18 protein-coding genes and 1 tRNA gene are annotated in these 21,747 nt (G+C 73.2%); 5 read left to right on the forward strand and 14 right to left on the reverse strand.

The window, feature by feature from the left end; all coding sequences use genetic code 11:
* Window positions 1-20: 20 nt before the first annotated feature.
* On the forward strand, window positions 21-1,955 hold the full coding sequence (locus tag ACRB68_RS24640; RefSeq protein WP_153536321.1) for a sensor histidine kinase: 1,935 nt from the start codon (window positions 21-23) through the stop codon (window positions 1,953-1,955).
* 82 nt (window positions 1,956-2,037) lie between these two features.
* Window positions 2,038-2,496 (forward strand): hypothetical protein, encoded by a 459-nt coding sequence (locus tag ACRB68_RS24645; protein WP_153536323.1) that lies wholly within the window; start codon window positions 2,038-2,040, stop codon window positions 2,494-2,496.
* A gap of 49 nt (window positions 2,497-2,545) precedes the next feature.
* Here the strand turns inward: ACRB68_RS24645 and ACRB68_RS24650 are convergent, their stop codons facing one another.
* The 13 genes from ACRB68_RS24650 to ACRB68_RS24710 all read right to left on the reverse strand — a co-directional run bounded on the left by ACRB68_RS24650 (window position 2,546) and on the right by ACRB68_RS24710 (window position 16,473).
* Window positions 2,546-3,274: an L-threonylcarbamoyladenylate synthase gene (locus ACRB68_RS24650; protein WP_328594716.1), complete on the reverse strand. Its 729-nt coding sequence runs from the start codon at window positions 3,272-3,274 to the stop codon at window positions 2,546-2,548.
* A gap of 15 nt (window positions 3,275-3,289) precedes the next feature.
* Window positions 3,290-4,150, reverse strand: coding sequence for a peptide chain release factor N(5)-glutamine methyltransferase (gene prmC / locus ACRB68_RS24655; protein WP_153536325.1), 861 nt, complete (start codon window positions 4,148-4,150; stop codon window positions 3,290-3,292).
* Window positions 4,147-5,211 (reverse strand): peptide chain release factor 1, encoded by a 1,065-nt coding sequence (gene prfA / locus ACRB68_RS24660; protein WP_328594717.1) that lies wholly within the window; start codon window positions 5,209-5,211, stop codon window positions 4,147-4,149. The genes prmC and prfA overlap by 4 nt, the downstream gene beginning before the upstream one ends.
* Window positions 5,212-5,310: 99 nt before the next feature.
* Window positions 5,311-5,520, reverse strand: coding sequence for a 50S ribosomal protein L31 (gene rpmE / locus ACRB68_RS24665; RefSeq protein WP_153536326.1), 210 nt, complete (start codon window positions 5,518-5,520; stop codon window positions 5,311-5,313).
* A gap of 149 nt (window positions 5,521-5,669) precedes the next feature.
* A complete protein-coding gene (locus ACRB68_RS24670; protein WP_153536328.1) occupies window positions 5,670-6,323 on the reverse strand; it encodes a response regulator transcription factor in 654 nt (217 codons plus the stop codon).
* 25 nt (window positions 6,324-6,348) lie between these two features.
* Complete coding sequence (locus ACRB68_RS24675; RefSeq protein WP_328594718.1) at window positions 6,349-7,662, reverse strand: sensor histidine kinase; 1,314 nt, start codon at window positions 7,660-7,662, stop codon at window positions 6,349-6,351.
* 461 nt (window positions 7,663-8,123) lie between these two features.
* Window positions 8,124-10,199, reverse strand: a complete 2,076-nt coding sequence (rho, locus tag ACRB68_RS24680; RefSeq protein ID WP_328594719.1) for a transcription termination factor Rho — start codon at window positions 10,197-10,199, stop codon at window positions 8,124-8,126.
* Window positions 10,200-10,648: 449 nt separating this feature from the next.
* A complete protein-coding gene (gene thrB, locus ACRB68_RS24685; RefSeq protein ID WP_328594720.1) occupies window positions 10,649-11,602 on the reverse strand; it encodes a homoserine kinase in 954 nt (317 codons plus the stop codon).
* Window positions 11,599-12,666, reverse strand: a complete 1,068-nt coding sequence (gene thrC / locus ACRB68_RS24690) for a threonine synthase (RefSeq protein ID WP_328594721.1) — start codon at window positions 12,664-12,666, stop codon at window positions 11,599-11,601. The genes thrB and thrC overlap by 4 nt, the downstream gene beginning before the upstream one ends.
* A 56-nt stretch (window positions 12,667-12,722) precedes the next feature.
* Window positions 12,723-14,024 carry a homoserine dehydrogenase gene (locus tag ACRB68_RS24695; RefSeq protein WP_328594723.1) on the reverse strand — a complete coding sequence of 434 codons (1,302 nt, stop codon included), beginning with the start codon at window positions 14,022-14,024 and terminating at the stop codon, window positions 12,723-12,725.
* A complete protein-coding gene (gene lysA, locus ACRB68_RS24700) occupies window positions 14,021-15,412 on the reverse strand; it encodes a diaminopimelate decarboxylase (protein ID WP_153536334.1) in 1,392 nt (463 codons plus the stop codon). The genes ACRB68_RS24695 and lysA overlap by 4 nt, the downstream gene beginning before the upstream one ends.
* On the reverse strand, window positions 15,409-16,089 hold the full coding sequence (locus ACRB68_RS24705) for a DALR anticodon-binding domain-containing protein (protein ID WP_153536336.1): 681 nt from the start codon (window positions 16,087-16,089) through the stop codon (window positions 15,409-15,411). The genes lysA and ACRB68_RS24705 overlap by 4 nt, the downstream gene beginning before the upstream one ends.
* A gap of 21 nt (window positions 16,090-16,110) precedes the next feature.
* Window positions 16,111-16,473 carry a response regulator transcription factor gene (locus ACRB68_RS24710; RefSeq protein WP_328594904.1) on the reverse strand — a complete coding sequence of 121 codons (363 nt, stop codon included), beginning with the start codon at window positions 16,471-16,473 and terminating at the stop codon, window positions 16,111-16,113.
* A gap of 132 nt (window positions 16,474-16,605) precedes the next feature.
* On the opposite strand from ACRB68_RS24710, the gene ACRB68_RS24715 reads away from it, so the two are divergent.
* The 3 genes from ACRB68_RS24715 to ACRB68_RS24725 all read left to right on the forward strand — a co-directional run bounded on the left by ACRB68_RS24715 (window position 16,606) and on the right by ACRB68_RS24725 (window position 20,414).
* Window positions 16,606-16,677, forward strand: a tRNA-Arg gene (locus tag ACRB68_RS24715).
* A 441-nt stretch (window positions 16,678-17,118) separates the two neighbouring features.
* Complete coding sequence (locus tag ACRB68_RS24720) at window positions 17,119-18,687, forward strand: TerD family protein (RefSeq protein ID WP_207709810.1); 1,569 nt, start codon at window positions 17,119-17,121, stop codon at window positions 18,685-18,687.
* A gap of 278 nt (window positions 18,688-18,965) precedes the next feature.
* Window positions 18,966-20,414, forward strand: a complete 1,449-nt coding sequence (locus ACRB68_RS24725) for a sigma-70 family RNA polymerase sigma factor (protein WP_153536340.1) — start codon at window positions 18,966-18,968, stop codon at window positions 20,412-20,414.
* A 4-nt stretch (window positions 20,415-20,418) separates the two neighbouring features.
* On the opposite strand, the gene ACRB68_RS24730 is transcribed toward ACRB68_RS24725, so the two are convergent.
* Window positions 20,419-21,672 carry a PucR family transcriptional regulator gene (locus ACRB68_RS24730; RefSeq protein ID WP_153536342.1) on the reverse strand — a complete coding sequence of 418 codons (1,254 nt, stop codon included), beginning with the start codon at window positions 21,670-21,672 and terminating at the stop codon, window positions 20,419-20,421.
* Between the last annotated feature and the right edge of the window lie 75 nt (window positions 21,673-21,747).

Genomic DNA, 21,747 nt, shown 5'->3' on the forward strand with positions numbered 1-21,747 from the left:
GCTCCGCCTATGGTCATCGGGTGCGCACATCGGGGGACGGGACGTCCGGGCGGTTCACCGTCGCCGATTTCGCCGTCCCCGCCGTGCTGGCGTGCGCGCAGCTCGGCGGCTCCTGGCTGCTCGCCGACATCGTGGCCGGCGACCCGCTGACGCGCCGGCAGTGGGCGGTGACGGCCGTGGCCGTCCTCCTCTGCGCCACCGCGCTGATCTGGCGCCGCGCCGCGCCCGTCCCGGTGCTGGCGTTCACCGTGGCGGCCGGCGCGGCGGGGATCACGCTGATCGGCCGGGACGACGCCCTGGCCGGCGGCATCGCCGACGCCGTCGCGCTCTACTCGGTGGCGGTGCACCGGCCCCGCCGCACCGCGATGATCGGCGCGGCCGCGGCCTGGCTCGCCCAGTTCCTGGCCTACCTGCCGACCCGCGACGGCCCCGCCGACGCGGCCATGTCGGAGTTCTTCGGCGTGCTGTCCTACGTCGTGATCACCGCGCTCGGCCAGCTGCGGCGCCAGCACCGGGCCCGCCGCGCCGCGCTCGCCGAGCGGCTCGCCGCGGCCGGCCGCGAGCGCCGGGACGCCGCCGCGTCCGAGCGCCGCCGCCTCGCCCGCGACCTGCACGACGTCGCCGGGCACCACCTCAGCGCGGTCGTCGTGCACAGCGGGGCCGCGGCCCGGCTGGACGACCCGGACCTGACCGGGCGCGCCCTGGCGGCCGCCGCCGAGACCGGCCGCGACGTGCTGGACTCCCTGACCCGGCTGGTCGAGGTCGTCGGCGCCGACGGCGGCGACGGCACCCTGGAGACCCTGCTGCCGCCCCTCGGGCAGGGCCTCACCCGGCTCGGCGTGCCCGTCTCGCTGGCGTTCGAGGGCCGTGCCCGGCGGCTGCGCCCGCAGGTCGCCACGGCCGCGTACCGGATCGTGCAGGAGTCGCTCACCAACGCGATGCGCTACGCGCCGGGGGCGCCCGTCGCGGTCGAGGTCTGCCACGGCTCGGGCGTGGTCCGCCTCACCGTCGCCAACCGGGCGCCCGAGGGCGGCGCGCCCGTCCCCTCCCTCGGCTCGGGGCGCGGCATCGCCGGCATGCGTGAGCGCGCCGAGGCCGTCGGCGGCACGCTGACCGCGGCGCCCTCCCCGGACGGCGGCTGGACGGTCCGCGCCGAACTGCCCCTGTCGCCGCCCCGGCGCGGCCCGGGCTGGGCGGAGATCCTGGACGGCTCGGTCGTGCTGTTCTGCGGGCTGCTGCCGCCGCTGGCCGCCTTCGTCCCGCCCGACCCCGTCCTGAGGGGCTGGACGATCGGCCCGGCGCTGCCGGTCGTGCTCGCACTGCTGCTGCGCGCGGTGCCGCTCTGGTGGCGGCGGCGGGCGCCCTACCTCGTCCTCGGCGCGCTAACCCTCTTCGACACCGCCTGGGCCCTGGCGGCCGGCCCTTACTCCCCCGCCCTGCTCGGCGTCATGATCTTCGGCGTCCCCGCCCCCATGATCGCCGTCTACGCCGTGGCCTGCCACGCCCGCCGCGGCCGGCGCACCTGGCCCGCGCCCTTCCTCGCCGCGATCCCCTGGCCGGTCGCGTTCGCCGTCGCGGTCGCCGTTGACGACGGCACCCGCGGCGCCGGCCCGGCGGTCTTCGGCGCGGCCGTCGGCTATCCGCTGACCGTGCTGCTCCTGCTGCCCTTCTGGGCCTGGGGCAAGGCCGTCGCCCGCCGGGGCCGCCGCTGGGAGGCCACGGCCCTGGAGACGATGGCCGAACGCACCGGCGAGGCCGTCATCGCCGAGCGGACCCGCGTCGCGATCGGGCTGCGCGGCACCGTCCTGGACCACACCGCGCGCCTCGTCCGCACCGCCGAGCAGGGCCTGGCCGGCGACCCCGGCCACGCCGCGCGGGCCCTGGCCGAGGTCGCCGAGCACGCCCGCGCGGCCCTGGTCGACATGCGCGCCCTGCTGGACGCCATGGAGCGCTGACCTGCGGGTCCGTGGCAGGCCCGGTCCGGTGCGCTGCTAGGTTGGCCGAACATTTCCCACCAGAACACGTAAAGAGGGACATATGCGGCGTATCGCCACGCTGGCCGTCACCACCGGCCTCGCCGTCACCTGCCTGGGCGCGCTGGCCACCACCGCCGACGCGGCCGCCGGCGGCACCTGGAAGACCAAGGACGGTTACTCCTCCGTCAGCGCCAACGGCAAGTGGGCGCGCTCCTCCTCGTCCGTCAAGGTCACCGGCGCGATCTACGACCACAAGAAGAACGGCTACGCCCCCGCGGTGCAGTTCCTGGCCCGCGAGAAGGGCAAGCGCGACCACTACTCGGGCATGGTGGTGCTGTACCGCCTGGCGAACGGCAAGCGCGTCCCCTTCGACGCCGCCAAGGGCGGTGGCCACGTCGGCACCGTCTTCTCCTCCACCAACACCGACCGCCTCTACGTCCGCGAGTGCGGCTACAACATCAAGACGCCGAAGAAGTCGGCGTGCAGCAACACCTGGAAGCGCATCTACAAGGTCCGCTGACCCGACGCGCGAGGGCCCCGCCGGAACCGTCCGGCGGGGCCCTTAAGGGCTACTTGTCGTCGTCCTTGTGGAGGGAGATCTTCCCGGCGGGCTCGTCGGCGGGCTCGCCCGCGGGGTCCCCGTCCTCGGCGTCCTCGTCGGTCAGCAGCACGCCGACCACCGAGCGGATCTTGTCCTCGGGGATCGCGCCCGCGCGCAGCAGCCGCGGGATCGCCCCGGTCAGGTCCACGATCGTGGACGCCTCGCCGTGCCCCGACGGGCCGCCGTCCAGGTACACCGACACCGAGTCGCCGAGCATCCCCTCGGCCTCCGCGGCCGTGCGGGCCGCCGGGCTGCCGCTCAGGTTCGCGCTGCTGACCGCCAGCGGCCCGGTCTCCTTCAGCAGCTCCACCGCCAGCTCGTGCATCGGCATCCGGACCGCGACCGTGCCCTTGGTCTCCCCCAGGTCCCACAACAGGTTCTGGTTGGCCCTGCAGACGAGCGTGAGCGCCCCGGGCCAGAACTCGTCGATGAGGTCCTGCCCGTAGGTCCCCAGGTCCTCCACGAGCGCCGTGGCGGCCCGCACCGACCCCACCAGGACCGGCGGGGGCATGTCCCGGCCGCGCCCCTTGGCGTTCAGCAGCGCCGTCACCGCCGCCGGGGTGAACGCGTCCGCGCCGATCCCGTAGACGGTGTCGGTCGGCAGCACCACCAGCTCACCGCGCCGCACCGCCGAGGCCGACTCGGCGATGCCGCGGCTGCGCTCCATCGGGTCGGAGCAGTCGTAACGTCGGCTCACGAGAACTTCCTTCGCTCAGTCGGTGCCGAGGCGCGCGGTGACGAAACGGTCCCGGTTGGTCAGGTCGCGCCGGTTGCGCACGTCCCGCCACCCGTTCTCCTCGGCGAAGGTCCAGTACACGCCGTTGCCCTGCAGGTCGCTGTGCTCCACCGCGACGTACCCGCCGGGGCGCAGCAGCCGCCGCGCGGTCCGCTCCACCGCCCGGATCGCGTCCAGGCCGTCGTCGCCGCCGCCCCACAGCGCGTCCGCCGGGTCGTGGTCGCGCACGTCGCGCGGCACGTACTCCCACTCGCTCATCGGGATGTAGGGCGGGTTGGACACCACCAGGTCGACGGTGCCGTCCAGCTCGCCGAGCGCCGACGCGAAGTCGTCCAGGTGCAGCCGCACCCGGCCCCGCTCGTCCAGCTCCTCGACGTTGCGGGTGGCGTGCACGAACGCCGCCGGGTCCTTCTCCACCGCGTGCACCCGCGCCCGCGGCGCCTCCAGCGCGATCGACAGCGCGATCGCCGCCGAACCGGTGCCGAGGTCGACCACCAGCGGGTCGCGCACGTCCATGTCGCGCAGCGTCTCCAGCGCCCAGCCGACCATCACCTCGGTCTCGGGCCGGGGCACGAACACCCCCGGGCCGACCTTCAGCTCCAGGTAGCGGAAGAAGGCGCGGCCGGTGATGTGCTGCAGCGGCTCGCCCGCCTCGCGCCGCGCCACGTACTCCCAGAACCGGGCGTCGAACGCGTTGTCGGGCACCTTGTGCAGCTCGGACCGGTTCACGCCGTGCACCGCCGCGGCCAGCTCCTCGGCGTCGGCGCGCGGGGAGGCGGCCCCGGCGTCGGCGAGCCGCGCGGTGGCCCTGGCGATCTCGTCGAGCAGCAGGTTCATGATCCTTGGGCTTCGGCCAGTCGGCGTTCCATGTCGGCGTCCACCAGGGCCTGGGTGACGTTGTGCAGGTCACCGTCCAGCACCTGGTCCAGGTTGTAGGCCTTGTAGCCGACGCGGTGGTCGGAGATCCGGTTCTCCGGATAGTTGTAGGTGCGGACCCGCTCGGAGCGGTCGACGGTGCGCACCTGGCTCTTGCGCTCGGCCGACGCCGCCGCGTCCGCCTCCTCCTGCGCGATCGCCAGCAGCCGCGACCGCAGGATCCGCAGCGCCTGCTCCTTGTTCTGGAGCTGGCTCTTCTCGTTCTGGCAGGACACCACCACCCCGGTCGGCAGGTGCGTGATCCGCACCGCCGAGTCGGTGGTGTTCACGCTCTGCCCGCCCGGGCCCGACGAGCGGTACACGTCGATGCGCAGGTCGTTGGGGTCGACCTGGACGTCCACGTCCTCGGCCTCGGGGGTGACCAGCACGCCCACCGCGCTGGTGTGGATGCGGCCCTGCGACTCGGTCGCCGGCACCCGCTGCACGCGGTGCACGCCGCCCTCGAACTTCAGCCGGGTCCACACGCCCTGCTCGGCGCCGCCCTTGGCCTTCACCGCGACGGTGACGTCCTTGTAGCCGCCGAGGTCGCTCGGGTGCGAGTCGATGACCTCGGTCTTCCACCCCTCGCGCTCGGCGTAGCGCAGGTACATCCGCAGCAGATCCCCGGCGAACAGGGCCGACTCCTCGCCGCCCTCACCCGCCTTGATCTCCAGGATGGTGTCCTTGTCGTCGTTGGGGTCGCGGGGCACCAGCAGGTGCCGCAGCCGCTCCTCCAGCTCGCCCTTGCGCTTCTCCAGCTCGGTGGCCTCGGCGGCGAACGCCTCGTCCTCACCGGCGAGTTCGCGGGCGGTGCCCAGATCGTCCTCGGTGCCGGTCAGCTCCCGGTAGGTCTCGACGATCGGCCGCAGTGCGGCGTAGCGCTTGCCGAGCCGGCGCGCCAGGTTCTGGTCCGCGTGCACGGCCGGGTCGGAGAGGCGACCCTCGATGTCGGCGTATTCGCTGATGAGCTCGTCGAGATTCACGGTGTGCGTCCTGGCCCGTTCCGGCCTTGTGGCCTGCTTCGAACGGCCCGGGGACCGGTGTCCCCGGGCCGCCCCTTACTGCATGTGAAGCGGCGAACGCTACTTCTTCTTGCCGAAGCGCTGCTCGAAGCGCGCCACGCGACCGCCGGTGTCCAGGATCTTCTGCTTGCCCGTGTAGAACGGGTGGCAGTTGGAGCACACGTCGGCGTGGATCACGCCGTTCTCGGCGGTGCTGCGGGTCTCGAAGGTGTTGCCGCAGGTGCACGTCACGGTGGTGACGACGTAGTTCGGGTGGATGTCGGGCTTCATGAGAGTCTCCTCGCCTGGAGCGGTCGCCGGGCGCCTCGGCTCGCGCGACGGCGTCGCGGGAGATGTGGGAAGCGTGAACCGGTACCGCAGCGGTTGCACACCAAGTGTGCCAGATACCCGAACGTGCCGAGGTCATCGGGCATTCCCGGTCAGCTCTCCCGGTGCCCGAGATAGGCCAGTACGGCCATGACGCGCCGGTGCCCCCCCTGCGCGGGCTGCAGGTCCAGCTTCATGAAGATGCTGGAGATGTGCTTCTCCACCGCCCCCTCGGTGACGACCAGGTCCCGCGCGATCTCCCCGTTGGACAGGCCCTGCGCCATCAGCCCGAGCACCTCGCGCTCGCGCGGCGTCAGGTCCCGCAGCGGGTCGCCGCCCCGGCGGCGGCCGAGCAGCTGCCCGATCACCTCGGCGTCGATGACGGTCCCGCCCGCCGCGATGCGGCGCACCGCGTCGATGAACTCGGCGACGTCGGCGACCCGCTCCTTCAGCAGGTAGCCGACGCCCTCGGCGCCGCCGCCGATGAGGTCGGTCGCGTACCGCTCCTCCACGTACTGCGACAGCACCAGGATCGGGGTGCCCGGCACCGCCTCGCGGACGGCGAGCGCGGCGCGCAGCCCCTCGTCGGTGAACGACGGCGGCATCCGCACGTCCACGATCGCCAGGTCGGGCCGGTGCTCCTGGACGATGCCGAGCAGGCCGGGGCCGTCGCCCACCGTCGCCACGGTCTCGACGCCGGCGTCGGCCAGCAGCCGGACCAGCCCTTCGCGCAACAGCACCGAATCCTCGGCGATCACCACCCGCATGGGCCCAGTATCGCCGACCGCGCCGTCACCAGCTGCACGGCAGGTCGGCGCGGACGACGGTCGGGCCGCCGACGGGGCTGTCCACGGTCAGCAGCCCGTCGATGGTCGCGGCGCGGTCGGCCAGCCCGGCCAGGCCGCCGCCCTTGGCCGCCACGGCGCCGCCGACCCCGTTGTCGCTGATCTCCACCACGACCCACGGGCCGTCCTTGACGGCCCGCACCGACGCCTGCGTCGCCCGCGCGTACTTGGCGATGTTGGCGAGGGCCTCGGCGACGATGAAGTAGGCGATGCTCTCCACCGCCGCCGGCGGCCGCTCGGGCAGGTCCACCTCGACCTGCACCGGCACCGGCGCGCGCGCCGCCAGGCCCGACAGCGCCGGGTCCAGGCCCCGGTCGGTCAGGATCGCGGGGTAGATGCCGCGGGCCAGGTCGCGCAGCTCGGCGATGGCCTCCTTGGTGCCCGAGTGGGCCTGCTCGATGAGGGCCCGCGCGCCCTCGGGGTCGTCCTCGAGCTTGGCGCGGGCCCGGCCGATGTCCATCGCGACGGCCAGCAGCCGCTGCTGGGCGCCGTCGTGCAGGTCCCGCTCGATGCGGCGGCGCTCGAACTCCACCGCGTCCACGCCCCGGGCGCGGCTCGCCTGCAGGTGCGCGGTCCGCTCGCGCAGCTCCTTGTTCTCGGCCTGCGACCGGCTCGGGCCGAGCAGGAGACGCGCGTACAGGACGTGCCCGATCGCCAGCGTCCGCGTGAGGTACATCGCGGGGAGCAGCAGGACGAGCCCGACGGCCGTCACCGGCAGCGCGCTCAGCGGGTCGCCGGCCCAGTACGAGACGTTCCCGGCGCCGACCTCCATGCCGCCGCCGTCCACGAGCACGATCACCGGCAGGAAGGTCAGGATCCCGGTGGCCAGCCACAGCGGGAAGACCACGAGGAACTCCACCAGCGCCACCGGGAACAGCAGCCCGACGTACAGCAGGTCCTTCCACGTCGCCGGGTCGGCCGACATGACCTTCAGCTTGCGCAGCGGGTTGCGCCCCTGGGGCAGCGGCCGGTACGGGCTCGGCACCTCCACCCCGAACGCGGCCCGGAGCAGCAGCCGTTCGACGGCCGCGACGGTCCGCCACGCGAGCATCATCAGCACCAGCAGCGGGATGCCCACCCAGATGATCGTGGTGGCGAGCGAGACGCCCAGCCCGACCACCAGCCCGACGAAGCACCCGAACCCGATCGCGACATGCGCCACGAAGTAGGCGGCGGCGCGCCAGGTCAGCGACGACCCGGCCATCGCCAGGGGCCGCCACGAGCCGTCCACCACTGTCCGCCGCGCGCTCAACTCGCCCACATCGTCCCTCCGTGCCTGGTCCACCGTACGTCCCCACCCTGCCGAACCCCCAGGCCACAGACCATGCAGCGCTCCGGCCTCCCGAGGTAGGGCTAGCCCTACCTTTTTCAAGCCCGGCCCAAGGGGCCTCGCCTTCGGCCTGGCCCGCCCGGGTTGGCAGCGCACTCGCGTGATCACTCAGATCGCTGGGAAACACGCCTCGGCGCAGGCCGACCCCAATCACGTGCCGTCCTCCCGCCTGCGCGGGCGAGGAAGGGGTGACACTTCAGTCGCGCGCTACGCAGCGCATCGCGCAGACCGGGACCCCGCCACACAACGGCGTCCCAACTGCGCAAGCGATCGCGGGGTGGCACCCCACCTGCGCGCTGCGCAGAACAACGCGCAGGGCGGGGCCCCACCAAACGGCGTCGCCCCCGTCCGGGAACCGGACGGGGGCGACGCCGTTTGCGGTCGTTCTACTCTCAGCGGTCGTCGGAGACCGTGGTCTTCTGGACCTGGAGCAGGAACTCGGCGTTGGACTTGGTCTCCTTCATCTTCTCGATGAGGAGCTCCAGCGCCTGCTGCGTGTCGAGGGCGTGCAGCACCCGGCGCAGCTGCCAGACCACCCGCAGCTCCTCGGGAGCCATGAGGATCTCTTCCTTACGGGTGCTGGACTGGTCGACGTCCACCGCCGGGAAGATGCGCTTGTCGGCCAGGGAGCGGTTGAGCTTCAGCTCCATGTTGCCGGTGCCCTTGAACTCCTCGAAGATGACCTCGTCCATGCGGGACCCGGTCTCCACCAGGGCGGTGGCGAGGATGGTCAGCGAGCCGCCGTTCTCGATGTTGCGCGCCGCGCCGAAGAACCGCTTGGGCGGGTACAGCGCGGTCGAGTCGACACCGCCGGACAGGATGCGCCCGGAGGCCGGCGCGGCCAGGTTGTAGGCACGGCCGAGGCGGGTGATGGAGTCGAGCAGCACCACGACGTCGTGGCCCAGCTCGACCAGCCGCTTGGCGCGCTCGATGGCCAGCTCGGCGACCGTGGTGTGGTCCTCGGCGGGACGGTCGAAGGTCGAGTGGATGACCTCGCCCTTCACCGTCCGCTGCATGTCGGTGACCTCTTCGGGCCGCTCGTCGACCAGCACGACCATCAGGTGGCACTCGGGGTTGTTCTTGGTGATCGCGTTGGCGATCGACTGGAGCACCATCGTCTTGCCGGCCTTCGGCGGCGACACGATGAGGCCGCGCTGGCCCTTGCCGATCGGCGACACCAGGTCGATGATCCGGGTGGTCAGCACGCCCGGGTCGGTCTCCAGCCGCAGCCGCTCCTGCGGGTACAGCGGGGTCAGCTTGGAGAAGTCGACGCGGCCCTTGGCCTGGTCGGGCTCCATGCCGTTGACGGTGTCCAGGCGGACGAGCGCGTTGAACTTCTCGCGCCGCTCGCCGTCGCGGGCCTGGCGGACCGCGCCGGTGATGACGTCGCCCTTGCGCAGGCCGTTCTTGCGGACCTGGGCGAGCGAGACGTACACGTCGTTCGGGCCGGGCAGGTAGCCGGTGGTCCGCACGAACGCGTAGTTGTCCAGGATGTCCAGGATGCCGGCGACGGGGATGAGGACGTCGTCCTCGCTGATCACCGGCTCCTCGTAGCGCTCACGGCCGCCACGGCCGCGGTTGCGCTCGCGGAACCGGCGGCCCCGGCGGCCACCGCGCTCGTCGTCGTCGTTGCCGCCCTGACCGCCCTGGCCGCCACCGCCGCCGGCGTTCTGGCCGCCGCCGCGCTGCCGGTCGCCGCGGTCGCCGCGGTCGTTGCGGCCCTCGCCGCGGTCGTTGCGGTCGCCACGGCCTTCGCCGCGCTCGCCGCGCTCGTTGCGGCCCTCGCCGCGGTCGCCCCGCTCACCGCGGTCGCCACGGTCGCCGCGCTCACCGCGGTCGCCCCGCTCGGCGCGGTCGCGTCCGCCGCGGCTGCGCTGCCGGCCGCCCTCGCGTCCGCCTTCACGGCCGCCCTCGCGCCCGCCGCCCTGGTTCTGCTGGCCCTGGCCCTCGCCGTCCTCGGCACCGGCCTCGGGCTTGCCGCCCTGCGGCCTGTCGGCCTGCTGCTGCCGGCCGCCCTTGCCCTCGCCCTTGCCCTCGCCCTTGTCGGACGCGGCCTTCTCCGGCTTGCCGGTGTTCTCGGGCGCGGTCTTCTCCGGCTTGGCCTCGGTCTTCGCGGCGTCGGCGACGGTGACCTGCTCCTCGGCGGTGTCGCGCTTGGCGGCGGTGGCGCGGGTGCGGCGCGGACGCTCGGCCTTCACCGTCTCAGCGGCTCCCTGGTCGCCCCCGGCCGCGCCCTGCCCCTGGCCGCCGCCCTGCTTCTCCTGGATGGCGGTGATGAGCTGGCTCTTGCGCATCCCGGTGGTGCCGGTGATGCCAAGGCTGGACGCGAGCGCCTTCAGCTCGGGCAGCAGCATGGCCGACAGGCCGGTGCCCGCGCGGCGGCGCCGGGGGGCGGCGCGCTCGGCGCCCGCGTCGGCGTCGGCTGCGGGACTGGTCGCGTCCGTAAGGAGTTCGCTGGATTCGCTCACTAAGGGTCCTTCCCAGGGAGCGGGCGTTGGCCGGCGATCGGCCAGTCAACCCGGTAGTGCGGCCCGGCGGGGGCGCCGAGTCGGGCTGCGCGGACCGCGACGGGTCCGCGATGTGTGTTTTCTGGGCGCAGCCAGATGGTGATCGAAGCGGTCGGCTCGCTGGGATCCCGCAACCGCCACGACCGAAGTTTCGGTGGAAGACCGGACAACGGAGTGCCTCGGTCACGGGAAGCCTGGTACGCGGGACCGACACGGCCCCAAGGGCCGGACAGGTGACGCGTGGCTGACGAGCACTGGGCCCCGAACGGGGCATCTGGTGCGGCATTCAGCCTAACATCACCAGGGCACACTGCTATTCCCCAGAGGTCGATGTCTTCGCATTTTACCTAGGCGGATCATTGCACCTGCCCGGCGCGACGCTCCGGCCCACGGCCCCGCTCAGGTGGACGTCAGCGCGCTGCGCCGACGTCACCGGACTGGATACGGGCTCCGTGGGGGGCGACGTCCAAGGGGTACTCGTGCCACCCATTACCCACTTTCAGGCCCATCGAATCAACCTGCGCCGCCGTTGTGAAGGCGAGGACAGTGGGACCTGCCCCGGAAATCACCGCCGGCGCCCCGTTCGCGCGCAGCCGCGCGACGAGTTCCGCCGATTCGGGCATCGCCGGAGCACGGTAGTCCTGGTGCAGCCGGTCCTCGGTGGCGTCCAGCAGCACGTCGGACGCGAGGCCCTGGCTGAGCGCCGCGATGAGCAGCGCGGCGCGTCCCGCGTTGGCGGCGGCGTCGCCGTGCGGGACGGTCTCGGGCAGCAGCCCGCGCGCGCGCTCGGTCGCCAGCCGCTGGTCCGGGACGAACGCCACGACCTGCTTCACCTGCGACTCCAGCCGGACGAGCCGGGGCCCGCCCGGCGTCGTCCAGGCGACGGTGAGGCCGCCCGCCAGGCACGGCGCGACGTTGTCGGGATGGCCTTCGATGGCGGTGGCGAGCCGCAGCGCGCCCTCGTCGTCCAGCAGGTGCCCGTGCGGATGCAGGTGCCGGGCCGCGAGGATGCCCGCCACGATCGCCGCCGACGACGAGCCGAGGCCCCGGCTGTGCGGGATCCGGTTCACGCACCGCAGCCCGATCCCCTGGACCTGCCCGGCCATCCGCGTGGAGGCGAGCCCGTCGATGGCCTCCAGCGTCTGCCGCAGCACCTTGACGATCAGGTGCCGCTCGCCCCGCTCGGCGACCTCGGTCCCCTCGCCCTCGACCTCGATCGACACCCCGGCCACGGCGGTGCCGACCTGGACGGTGACCTCGTCCCACAGCCCGAGCGCCAGCCCGAGCGAGTCGAAGCCCGGCCCGAGGTTGGCGCTCGTCGCCGGCACCTGCACGGTGACCGGCGCGGGCCGCCAACCGCTCACGCGAGGCCCAGCGCGGACGCGGCGGCGTGCGCGTCGACCTTCACGGTCGTCGGCGCGGGCGCCCCCGAGATGGCCCAGTCGGGGTCCTTCAGCCCGTTTCCGGTCACGGTGCACACGACCGTGGAGCCGCGCGGCACCAGGCCCTGCTCGCTGGCCTGCAGCAGCCCGGCCACGCTCGCCGCCGACGCGGGCTCGACGAACACGCCCTCCTCGGCGGCCAGCATCCGGTACGCGGCCAGGATCTGCCGGTCGGTGACCGAGTCGATCGCGCCGCCGGACTCGTCGCGCGCGGCGATCGCCAGGTCCCAGGAGGCGGGGTTGCCGATCCGGATCGCGGTCGCGATCGTCTGCGGCTTCAGCACCGGCTCGCCCTTGACGAACGGCGCGGCGCCCGACGCCTGGAAGCCCAGCATGCGCGGCCGGCGCGACGCGACGCCGTCGGCGGCGTACTCGCCGTAGCCCATCCAGTAGGCGGAGATGTTGCCGGCGTTGCCGACCGGCAGGCAGTGGATGTCGGGGGCGTCGCCGAGCGCGTCCACGATCTCGAACGCGGCGGTCTTCTGCCCCTGCAGCCGGTACTTGTTCACCGAGTTGACCAGGGCGACCGGGTAGTCGACCGACAGCTTGCGGGCGAGCTCCAGGCAGTCGTCGAAGTTGCCGTCGACCTGCAGCAGCCGGGCGCCGTGCACCAGCGCCTGCGCCAGCTTGCCCATCGCGATCTTGCCCTGCGGCACCAGCACCGCGCAGGTCATCCCGGCGCGCACCGCGTAGGCGGCGGCCGACGCCGAGGTGTTGCCGGTGGAGGCGCAGATGACGGCCTTGGCGCCGTCCTCGGCGGCCTTGCTGATGGCCATCGTCATCCCGCGGTCCTTGAAGGACCCGGTCGGGTTGGCGCCCTCGACCTTGAAGTACACCTCGCAGCCGGTCAGCTGCGAGACCCGGTTCGCCGGGACCAGCGGCGTGCCGCCCTCCAGCAGGGTGACCACGGGGGTGCGGTCCGACACCGGGAGGCGGTCCCGGTACTCCTCGATGAGGCCACGCCAGGCGCGGGCGGTCCCGTTCACTTCGATCTCCTCGCATGACCTGCGGTGTTGCCGCAGAGTGTAGAGCCCGGAAGGGGTTATTCGTCGCCTTCGACGCGCATGACGCTGGCCACCTCGCGCACGCTGGGCAGCCGGCCCAGCGTCTCGACGGTCGCCGACAGCGCCGCGTCGGGCGCCCGGTGCGTCACCACGACGAGCTTGGCCTCGGCGCCGAGGCCCTCCTGGCGCACCGCCTTGATCGACACGTCGTTGCGGGCGAACTCCTCGGCGACGGTCGCCAGCACGCCGGCCTCGTCGGCCACGTCGAGCTCGATGTAGTACCGCGTCGTCGTCTCGCCCATCGGCAGCACCGGCAGTGACGCGTACGTCACCTCCACCGGCCCCGGCGTGCCCGCGATCAGGTTGCGGGCCACCGCGACCAGGTCGCCCATGATCGCCGAGGCGGTCGGGGCGCCGCCCGCGCCCGCCCCGTAGAACATCAGCGACCCGGCCGACTCGGCCTCCACGAAGACCGCGTTGTAGGCCTCGCGCACGCTGGCCAGCGGATGCGTCCGCGGGATCATCGCCGGGTAGACGCGCACCGAGACGCCGCGGCCGTTGCGGCCGCCGGCCGACGGGATCCGCTCGCAGATGGCCAGCAGCTTCACCACGCTGTCCATCTCCTTGGCGCCCGCCACGTCCGCGGCGGTCACCTCGGTGATGCCCTCGCGGTGCACGTCGGCGGCCGTCACCGGGGTGTGGAACGCCAGCTGGGCCAGGATGGCGGCCTTGGCGGCGGCGTCGAAGCCCTCGACGTCGGCCGTCGGGTCGGCCTCGGCGTAGCCGAGCGCCTGGGCCTCCTCCAGCGCCTCGGTGAACCCGGCGCCGTGGGTGTCCATCTGGTCCAGGATGTAGTTCGTCGTGCCGTTGACGATGCCGAGCACCCGCTGCACGTGGTCGCCGACCAGCGACTCGCGCAGCGGCCGCAGCAGCGGGATCGCCCCGGCCACCGACGCCTCGTAGTACAGGTCGGCGTTGTACTCGCGGGCGGCGGCGAACAGCGTCGCGCCGTCCTCGGCCAGCAGCGCCTTGTTGGCCGTGATCACCGACTTGCCGGTCTTCATCGCCGCCAGCAGCAGCGACCGGGCCGGCTCGATGCCGCCGATCACCTCGATGACGATGTCCACGTCCGGCCGGGTGACCAGCGCCTCGGCGTCGGTGGTGAGCAGGGCGGGATCGACGCCCTCGCGGACGCGGTCGGGACGCCGCACGGCGATCCCGGCCAGCTCCAGCGGAGCCCCGACGCGCGCGGCCAGGTCGGCGGCCTGCTCGCGCAGCAGCCGGACGACCTCAATGCCGACAACGCCACAGCCCAGCAGCGCCACCCGCAACGGTTTCACGCTTCGACCTCCGCATCGAGCCGCAGCAGGTCGTCCTCGGTCTCCCGGCGGATGACGATCCGCGACCTGCCGTCCCGGACGGCCACCACAGCGGGCCGCGGGAGATGGTTGTAGTTACTGGACATCGAACGACAGTACGCACCGGTGCCGGCGACCGCCACCAGGTCCCCCGCCGCAAGATCTTCGGGCAACCACAGGTCGCGCACGACGATGTCGCCGCTTTCGCAGTGCTTGCCGACGAGTCTGCTGAGCATAGGGGGCGCCTCGGACGTCCGGCTCGCCAGGACGCAGGTGTACTCGGCGCCGTACAGGGCGGTGCGCAGGTTGTCGCTCATCCCGCCGTCCACCGAGACGTAGGTGCGCAGGCCCTCGACGTCCTTGACGGTGCCGACCTCGTACAGGGTGACGCCGCCCGGCCCGACGATCGCGCGGCCCGGCTCCACCGTCAGCTCGGGCATGGCCAGCCCGTACGCCCGGCACTCGCGGCCGACGATCTCGCGCAGCGAGTCGGCCATCGTCTTCGGGTCGATGGGGCTGTCGCCGGGCAGGTAGGCGATGCCGTAGCCGCCGCCGAGGTCCAGCTCGGGCAGCTCGACGCCGTGCTCGTCGCGGATCGCGACCAGCAGCTCGGCCAGGCGGTGCGCGGCGACCTGGAAGCCGTCGGCGTCGAAGATCTGCGACCCGATGTGGCTGTGCAGGCCGACCAGGTCCAGCTCGGGCAGCGCCAGCACCCGCCGGACGGCCTCCAGCGCGGCGCCGGAGCTGCGCGAGAACCCGAACTTCTGGTCGTCGTGCGCGGTGGCGATGAACTCGTGGGTGTGGGCTTCGACACCGGTGGTGACGCGCAGCATCACCTTCGGGCGGACGCCCTTCTCCCTGGCCAGATAGCCCAGCCGGGCGATCTCCTCGAAGGAGTCGATGACGATGTGCCCGACCCCGGCGTCCAGGGCCCGCTCCAGCTCCCACATGGCCTTGTTGTTGCCGTGCAGCGTGATGCGCTCGGGCGGGAAGCCGGCCGCCAGGGCGATGGCGAGCTCTCCGCCGCTGCACACGTCGAGGCCGAGGCCCTCCTCCTTCAGCCACTTCGCGAGGGCCACGCAGAGGAAGGCCTTGCCGGCGTAGTGCACGTTGCCGTCGTGGAAGGCCTGGGCGTACTCCCGCGCGCGCGCTCGCACGTCCGCCTCGTCATAGACGTACAGGGGGGTTCCGTACTCACGGGCCAGATCCCGGACGTCTACGCCCCCCACCGTCATCGCGCCGTCGGCACGGACGGTCCCAAGGGGCCAGACCTGCTCGTCCAGCGCGTTCAGGTCCTCCGCCGGGGGCAGCGGGTGGTCTTCCGGCAAAACGTCAGCGTGCCGGCCACCGGCAGGGTGAACTCTGCTCATATCCGCTCTCTAGGTGTCTCACCGATCATGTACAGGCCGTTGGCGAGGGCGATGCGCGCAGCCTCCGCGAGCGTGACCCGCGCCGCGTGCACCGCCCCGGGTTTCTCATCGCCCCGGGGCAGCGCCGGACACCCCTCGTGCACGTCGTGGTAGGCCCCCGCGAGCCGCTCCAGGTAGGCCTGGAAGACCCTCGCGTCGCCCTCCCGCTCGGCCTGCGCGCTCCGCCCGGGCATCTCGGCCAGCACCCCGAGCAGCGTCAGCTCGTCCCCGGCGTACCCCACGGGCTCACCGGCCCCGACCCCCAGATCCGCCGCCCACCGCCGAACCCAGGCGGCGCGCGCATAGGCGAAACGCACGCAGAACCCCGGGTTGGCGAACGTCCGGGGCCATTCGCGCCATTCCCCGCGCGGCACCCGCGCGGCCCCGTACCGGGGCCCTTCGGCCACGATCCCGGCGGCCAGCGCGCCCGCCTCGACCCGCACCACGAGCAGGCCCCGCACGACCGAGACGCCCTGGATCCCCGGCCTGCTGCGCACCCGCTCGGCGACGGCCTCGGCGTCCAGCCCCATCCGCAGCGCCACGGGGCTGGCGTAGACCCCGGGCCCGCGCACGCTCACGGGCGCCTCGGCGGCGCCCACGGCGGCCGCGAGGGCGGCGCTCACATCGGCTGGGGTCACCCTGGTGAGACTAGCCGACCACTATCTGGACACCGCAGCGAGTTTGCGCACCGTCTGGATCAGGTGGTTGGGGTCGAACGGCTTGGTCACGTACGCGTCCACCCCGATCTCGCGGCCGCGCCTGATGTCGTGCTCCTGCGCCCGCGCCGTGATCATCACGACCCGGATGTGCCGGGTGCCGGGATCCTCGCGCAGCCGGCCCGCGGTGACCCACCCGTCCAGCCGCGGCATCATCACGTCCAGCGTGATCACGTCGGGCGCCACCTCGGCCACCTTGTCCAGGCAGTCCCGCCCGTCCACCGCCGTCACCACCTCGAACCCCTCGAGCTGCAGGTTCACCGCGATGAGCTGCCTGATCACCTCGTCGTCGTCGACGACCAGCACGCGTCCCAGTGGCTCGGTCACGGCCACGAAGTTAGTCGACTCCCCCTCCGCACGCACGGCGAACGCCCAGGTGCGCGCAAGCCCGCCGATCCTGGTAGCCTTTTCCTCGCGCCGCCCGGAGCGGCGCAAAGGGCCCCCTTAGCTCAGGGGATAGAGCAACGGCCTCCGGAGCCGTGTGCGCAGGTTCGAATCCTGCAGGGGGCACCTCACCGACCCGCGCATGATGCACATCATGCGCGGGTTCTGCGTTTCCGGAGCCGGCAGGCGCACGTCATTCCGCCGGCGCAGGGACGTTCCCGCCTTGGCCTCGGCGAGCTCGATGACCGTCGTGTCCGGAGGTGGCCTTCGCAGCGAAGGCGGCTCCCATGGCTCGTAGCCTGACCTGGACTTCTTCGAGGGGGCCGGATGGGATTCGGGTTTCGGGTGGGGATCCCTGGGGCGAGCGTGCGCGTCTCGACGCGCGGCGTGCGGGCCTCCGCAGGGCCCCGGGTCGCGCGGGTCAGTGTGGGTAGCGGAGGGACGCGGGTCTCCAGCGGGATGGGTCCCTTCTTCGCGTCCACCTCGGTCAGCGGCAGCCGCGGCCGCAAGGGCACCAGCACGCGCAGATCGCCGCGGAGCAGGCCCGCAGGCCCCTCCCCCGCTCAGTTGGAACGGGCCCGGTGGCAGGCCGAGCGGGCACAACAGGAGGCGGAGCGGGACGCCGCCATCGCCAGGCTGAACGAGCTGCGGCGGCAGACCACCAGCGTCCACCTGACCATGTTCCCGCCGGCCCGCCCGCCGCAGGTCCCGCCGCCTCCGCAGCTGGGACTTCCGTGGGCGCTGGCCGAAGCGCGGGCTTTCCACCTGCACGGGGTGGGGAGGTTCGCCCGTGCCGAGCGGGCCGGCGCCGGCCGCGCGGCCGAGCAGGACGCGCACCTTTATCTGGCGGCCGAGCAGGCGCGGCTCGGCCACGAGCACCAGCGGCTCGCGGCCGAGGCCCGGAACTGGTGGGAGGCGCTCAACGCCAACGATGAGCAGACCGTCTGCGAGGCGGTGAACACGGCCTTCGCCGACAATCCCGCCGCCGGCTGCGCGGTCGGTGTCGACGGCGGCGTCCTGTCGGTGGTCGTGCGCCTGCCGGACCTGGACTCCCTGCCCGAGCAGATGCCGGGGCTGACCCCGGCCGGACGCCCCACGCTGAAACGGCTCACCAAGCGCGACCGGACGAGGTGGTGGCTCACCGTCATGGGCTCCAACGTGATCGCCACGCTCAAGGAGGCGTTCGCGACCGCGCCTGCGATCACCGCGATCGACCTGGCCGTGCTGACACGCATCCCGGCCACCGGACGCCTCGGCTTCGTCGCCTACGGCCGCTGGGACCGGGCGGCGATCGAGTCCCGTAGGTGGCGGACAGCTGAGGACGCCCTCAGGTTTCTCGACATCGGCCAGGACGTGGTCTGCTCGGTGACCACGGCATCGGGGAACCCGGCCGGCATGATCAAGCCACTGGACACCGACCGGCTGCCCGGGCTGCAGGCCCTGCTCGACAACTCCACCGACGAGGCGGGGCTCGACGAGTCGCTGTCCATGGGGCAGGACGTCCCCGCGCGCGCCGAACCGTACCCGGTGCGCTCCTTCGCCCAGTGGAAGCAAGAGGCCGGCGCGGCGCCGCTACCACCGTTCCAGAGTGCGCCGCCGATGACCCTCGCGCCAGGGCAGGCCGTCGTTCTACCGGAGGGCGCCCTCCAGGGACTGCTCGCCGCCTTCTCCTTCAGCGGCGCGGACGCCGATCTCACCTTGCTGCTGACCGGCTCCAACGGACAGGTGGCCGGTGATGACGACTTCGTCTTCTACAACCAGCCGTTCGCCCTGCAGGGCGCCGCACGCCTTCTGGGCAAGCGATCGGAAGGCATGTGCAGCACCGAGCGGGCGGCCCTGCATCTGTCCGCGCTTCCCGACCGCGTCCAGCGCGTCATCGTGTCCATCAACATGGACGTCGACACCGGCCGCACATGCGGCGCTCTCACCCACGCGGTACTGCGGCTGCAAGGCGTCGACGGGACGTCCTGGGAGTTCAGGCCGCCTGCCGACCCCGCCATCCGGGCGATGGTCATGGCCGAGCTCTACCGGCACACTCTGGACGGCCGTCCCGTTTGGAAGCTGCGCGCACTCGGCCAAGGCTGGGCCGACGGCCTGGACGGCCTCGCCCGTTCCCACGGCGTGCACATCGACTGACCGCCCACAAGACCCGCGGGGTGAGCCGGGATCGGCCGGCCTCTGTGGTGTTGTGCACAGGGGACGACCGTAAAAGACGAGGTCGGAGGGTGTTCACGAGGGCGGCCGGGGTGAGAAGTTGACACTTCTCATAAATTTTCTCGAAACCGCGTAACCGGGAGGGCGGCAGCGCGTCCTTTAGAGGAGGCCCCGCTGTGCGATCAAGGCGGTGGTGGCGCCGGCGGCCGATGAGAGGGTTGTGGTGAGGTGCGAACCTTGAGTTTGATGGCCTGGTGGTGATGGAGGCGACGGCGGAGTCGGACGCCGCTCTGGTCGCGGCGGCCCGGTCGGGGGACGAGCGCGCCTCGGGTGAGCTGTTCCAGCGGCATCACGGCGCGGTGCTGGGGTACGCGCGCAGCCTGTCGCGGGATCAGCACGCGGCCGAGGACCTGGTGAGCGAGGCGTTCGCGCGGACGATCGCGGCGCTGCGGGAGGGCCGCGGCCCGAAGGAGGCGTACCGGCCCTACCTGTACGCGGTGGTGCGGAACACGGCGGTGGACTGGGCGCGGACGGCCCGGCGCACCGTGGTGACCGACGAGGTCGCCCAGTGGGCCGACGGGTCCCCCGAGGAGATCCCCGACGTCGACGAGCTGGACGCGCTGGTGCGTGCCTTCCGGTCGCTGCCCGAGCGCTGGCAGGCGGTGCTGTGGCACACCGTCATCGAGGAGGAGCCGGTCCAGGAGGTCGCCGAGCTGCTCGGCATGGAGGCCAACGCCGTCGCCCAGCTGGCGTTCCGGGCGCGCGAGGGGCTGCGGACGGCCTTCCTGGCCGCGAGCGTCGAGGGCCACCCCGACTGCGCGGAGTTCACCGCGCAGCTCGCGGCGAGCACGCGCCGCCCGGGCCGGCGGCGCAGCCGCGCGCTGCGGCAGCATCTGGAGACCTGCGAGCGCTGCCGGCGGGCGGCGGCGGAGATGTCGGACCTGAACGGGCGGCTGCGGGCCGCGCTGCCGATCGGGCTCGTCATGCTGGGCGAGCCGTCGGACCCGGTCGTCCACCACACGCCGGTGGCGGCGACCATGCCGGCCTGGGTGCTGCCGGCCGGCGGGGCGGGCGCGCTGGTGTTCGTCCTGGCCATCGTGGTCACGACGATCGGCGGCGGCCCGGACGGGCCGCCGCGGGCCGAGTCGCCGCTCTCCCCGTCCGCGCCGCCCGGCTCCGTCGTGCCGGGTTCGGCGGTGCCCGAGAGCCCGGTCCCGGGCGAGGCGCTGGTCATACCGAAGAAGAGCGGCAAGCCGAAGCCGGGCGCGACCACCCCGCCGGCGCAGGCCGGGGCGGGGGCGGGCGCCACCTCGCGGATCCGCAACTCGTCCCTGCAGTCGTGCCTGGCCCCGAGCGGCGGGAGCGTGGTGCAGCGTCCCTGCAGCGGGGCGACGACGACCTGGCGGCGCCGCGACACCGCGGGCGGGTTCACGCTGACCAACGCCTCCAACGGCAAGTGCCTGAGCCGCGGGCAGGCGACCGGCGGCGTCCCCTGGGAGGGCGGCAGCGCGTACACGGTGACGACCGCCGCGTGCGGGGGGCCGTACCAGGTCTGGTCGCTGGAGGGTTCCATCACCGGCGGCCGGCGCCTCGCCAACGGTGACGGCTACTACCTGCAGGCCAGCTGGTCGGGGCTGAAGGCGGTGACGCTGAAGCCGGCGTCGTTCGCCGGCATGGCCGCCCAGGGCTGGGTCTTCGACGCCCCCTAACGGGTCACCCGGTGCGCAGCCGACGGTACGGGACGGGCTCGGCGTTGAGGGCCAGCCAGGCCTGCAGCGCCATGTGCAGTTCCAGCCGGCCGGACGTGGCCTGCAGGGTGTCGCCGAACAGCTCGCCGAGCCGGCGCAGCCGGTAGCGGACGGTCTGGGCGTGCAGGTGCAGGTGACCGGCGACCTCGGTGGCGTTGAACCCGCACTCCAGGGAGACCAGCAGGGTCTCGGCGAGCCGGTGGCGCTGCGCCGGGCGGACCGTGAACAGCGGCGCCAGCCTGCGGTCGATCATCTTCTCGACCAGCTCGCGCTCGCGCATCATCAGCATGATCGGCATGTGCTTCTCGGTGACGATGAGCTCGCCGCCGTCGATCAGGCCCTCGTCGGCCAGGGCCAGGGCGTGCCGGGCCCAGCCGAGCGAGGAGGCCACGCCGGCCGGCTCCACCGTGGGGCCGATCGCGGCGGCCCGGCCGCGCAGCTTGCGCGCGACGAACTGGCGCCGGCCGGGACCGTCGGGGTCGGGGACGATCAGACAGGGCTCGGGCAGGTGCAGGCCGACCAGCACGTCCGGGAACAGGACCGGCGGCCGGGCGCCGGAGGGGTGCTCACGCAGCGCCACGGCGGCGACGGTGCGCGGCAGCGGCCAGTCCGCCTCGCGCGCGGCCTCGGCGAGCTGCCGGGGGTCGGTGTCCGGCTGCAGGAGCAGGTCGAACAGGCGCCGCCGGTGGTCCTGGCGGGTGGCCGCGGCGCGGCCGCCGGCCTCGCCGTACCCCTCGGCGACGACCGTCGCCAGCTGGTTCAGGTAGCCGAAGACCGCGCCGGCGATGGACGCCACGTTCGCCGCGCTGGTCTTGTGCCCGAGGCGCTCGGCCTGCTCGGTGAGCCGTTCGACCGCCACGCCGGCCCCGAGCCGGGTCGCCGCCTGCCAGGCCTCCAGCGTCCGCCCCTCGCGGGCCTCGCCGGCGCCGATCCGCCGCCAGAACTCCAGCACCTCGGTCGAGGAGATGGCGGGGTCGGCCATCAGGTCGAGGAAGTGGCCGATGGCGTACTCGACGCCGAGCCCGAGCGCCTCGGCGTATCTGGGGTCGTGGGGGCGCGTGAACTCGGTCAGCTCCGCCTCGATCCGGCGCACCACCTCCGCGGCGATGCCGGGCACGTGGGCACGCAGTGCGGTGGCGAGCCCGGCGGCGCCGGCGAACGAGACGCCGATCTCGATGCGGCGCTGTGGAAGGGGGACCACCTGGCTGAGTTCAGGCATTGAGATCTCCTTCACTGGAACGACGTGCAGGAGAGACGGCGCGCCCCGCGCCCGATTACGGACTTTCGCAAAGAA

Source organism: Actinomadura macrotermitis (assembly GCF_009604375.1).
In the GTDB taxonomy this organism is placed as follows: domain Bacteria; phylum Actinomycetota; class Actinomycetes; order Streptosporangiales; family Streptosporangiaceae; genus Spirillospora; species Spirillospora macrotermitis.

Bases quoted from the DNA above. Each gene is read 5' to 3' on its own strand.
- ACRB68_RS24645 (WP_153536323.1), top strand. From the start codon at position 2,038: ATGCGGCGTATCGCCACGCTGGCCGTCACCACCGGCCTCGCCGTCACC.
- prmC (WP_153536325.1), bottom strand. From the start codon at position 4,150: ATGAACCTGCTGCTCGACGAGATCGCCAGGGCCACCGCGCGGCTCGCC.
- rpmE (WP_153536326.1), bottom strand. From the start codon at position 5,520: ATGAAGCCCGACATCCACCCGAACTACGTCGTCACCACCGTGACGTGC.
- ACRB68_RS24670 (WP_153536328.1), bottom strand. From the start codon at position 6,323: ATGCGGGTGGTGATCGCCGAGGATTCGGTGCTGTTGCGCGAAGGGCTG.
- lysA (WP_153536334.1), bottom strand. From the start codon at position 15,412: ATGAGCAGAGTTCACCCTGCCGGTGGCCGGCACGCTGACGTTTTGCCG.
- ACRB68_RS24725 (WP_153536340.1), top strand. From the start codon at position 18,966: ATGGAGGCGACGGCGGAGTCGGACGCCGCTCTGGTCGCGGCGGCCCGG.
- ACRB68_RS24730 (WP_153536342.1), bottom strand. From the start codon at position 21,672: ATGCCTGAACTCAGCCAGGTGGTCCCCCTTCCACAGCGCCGCATCGAG.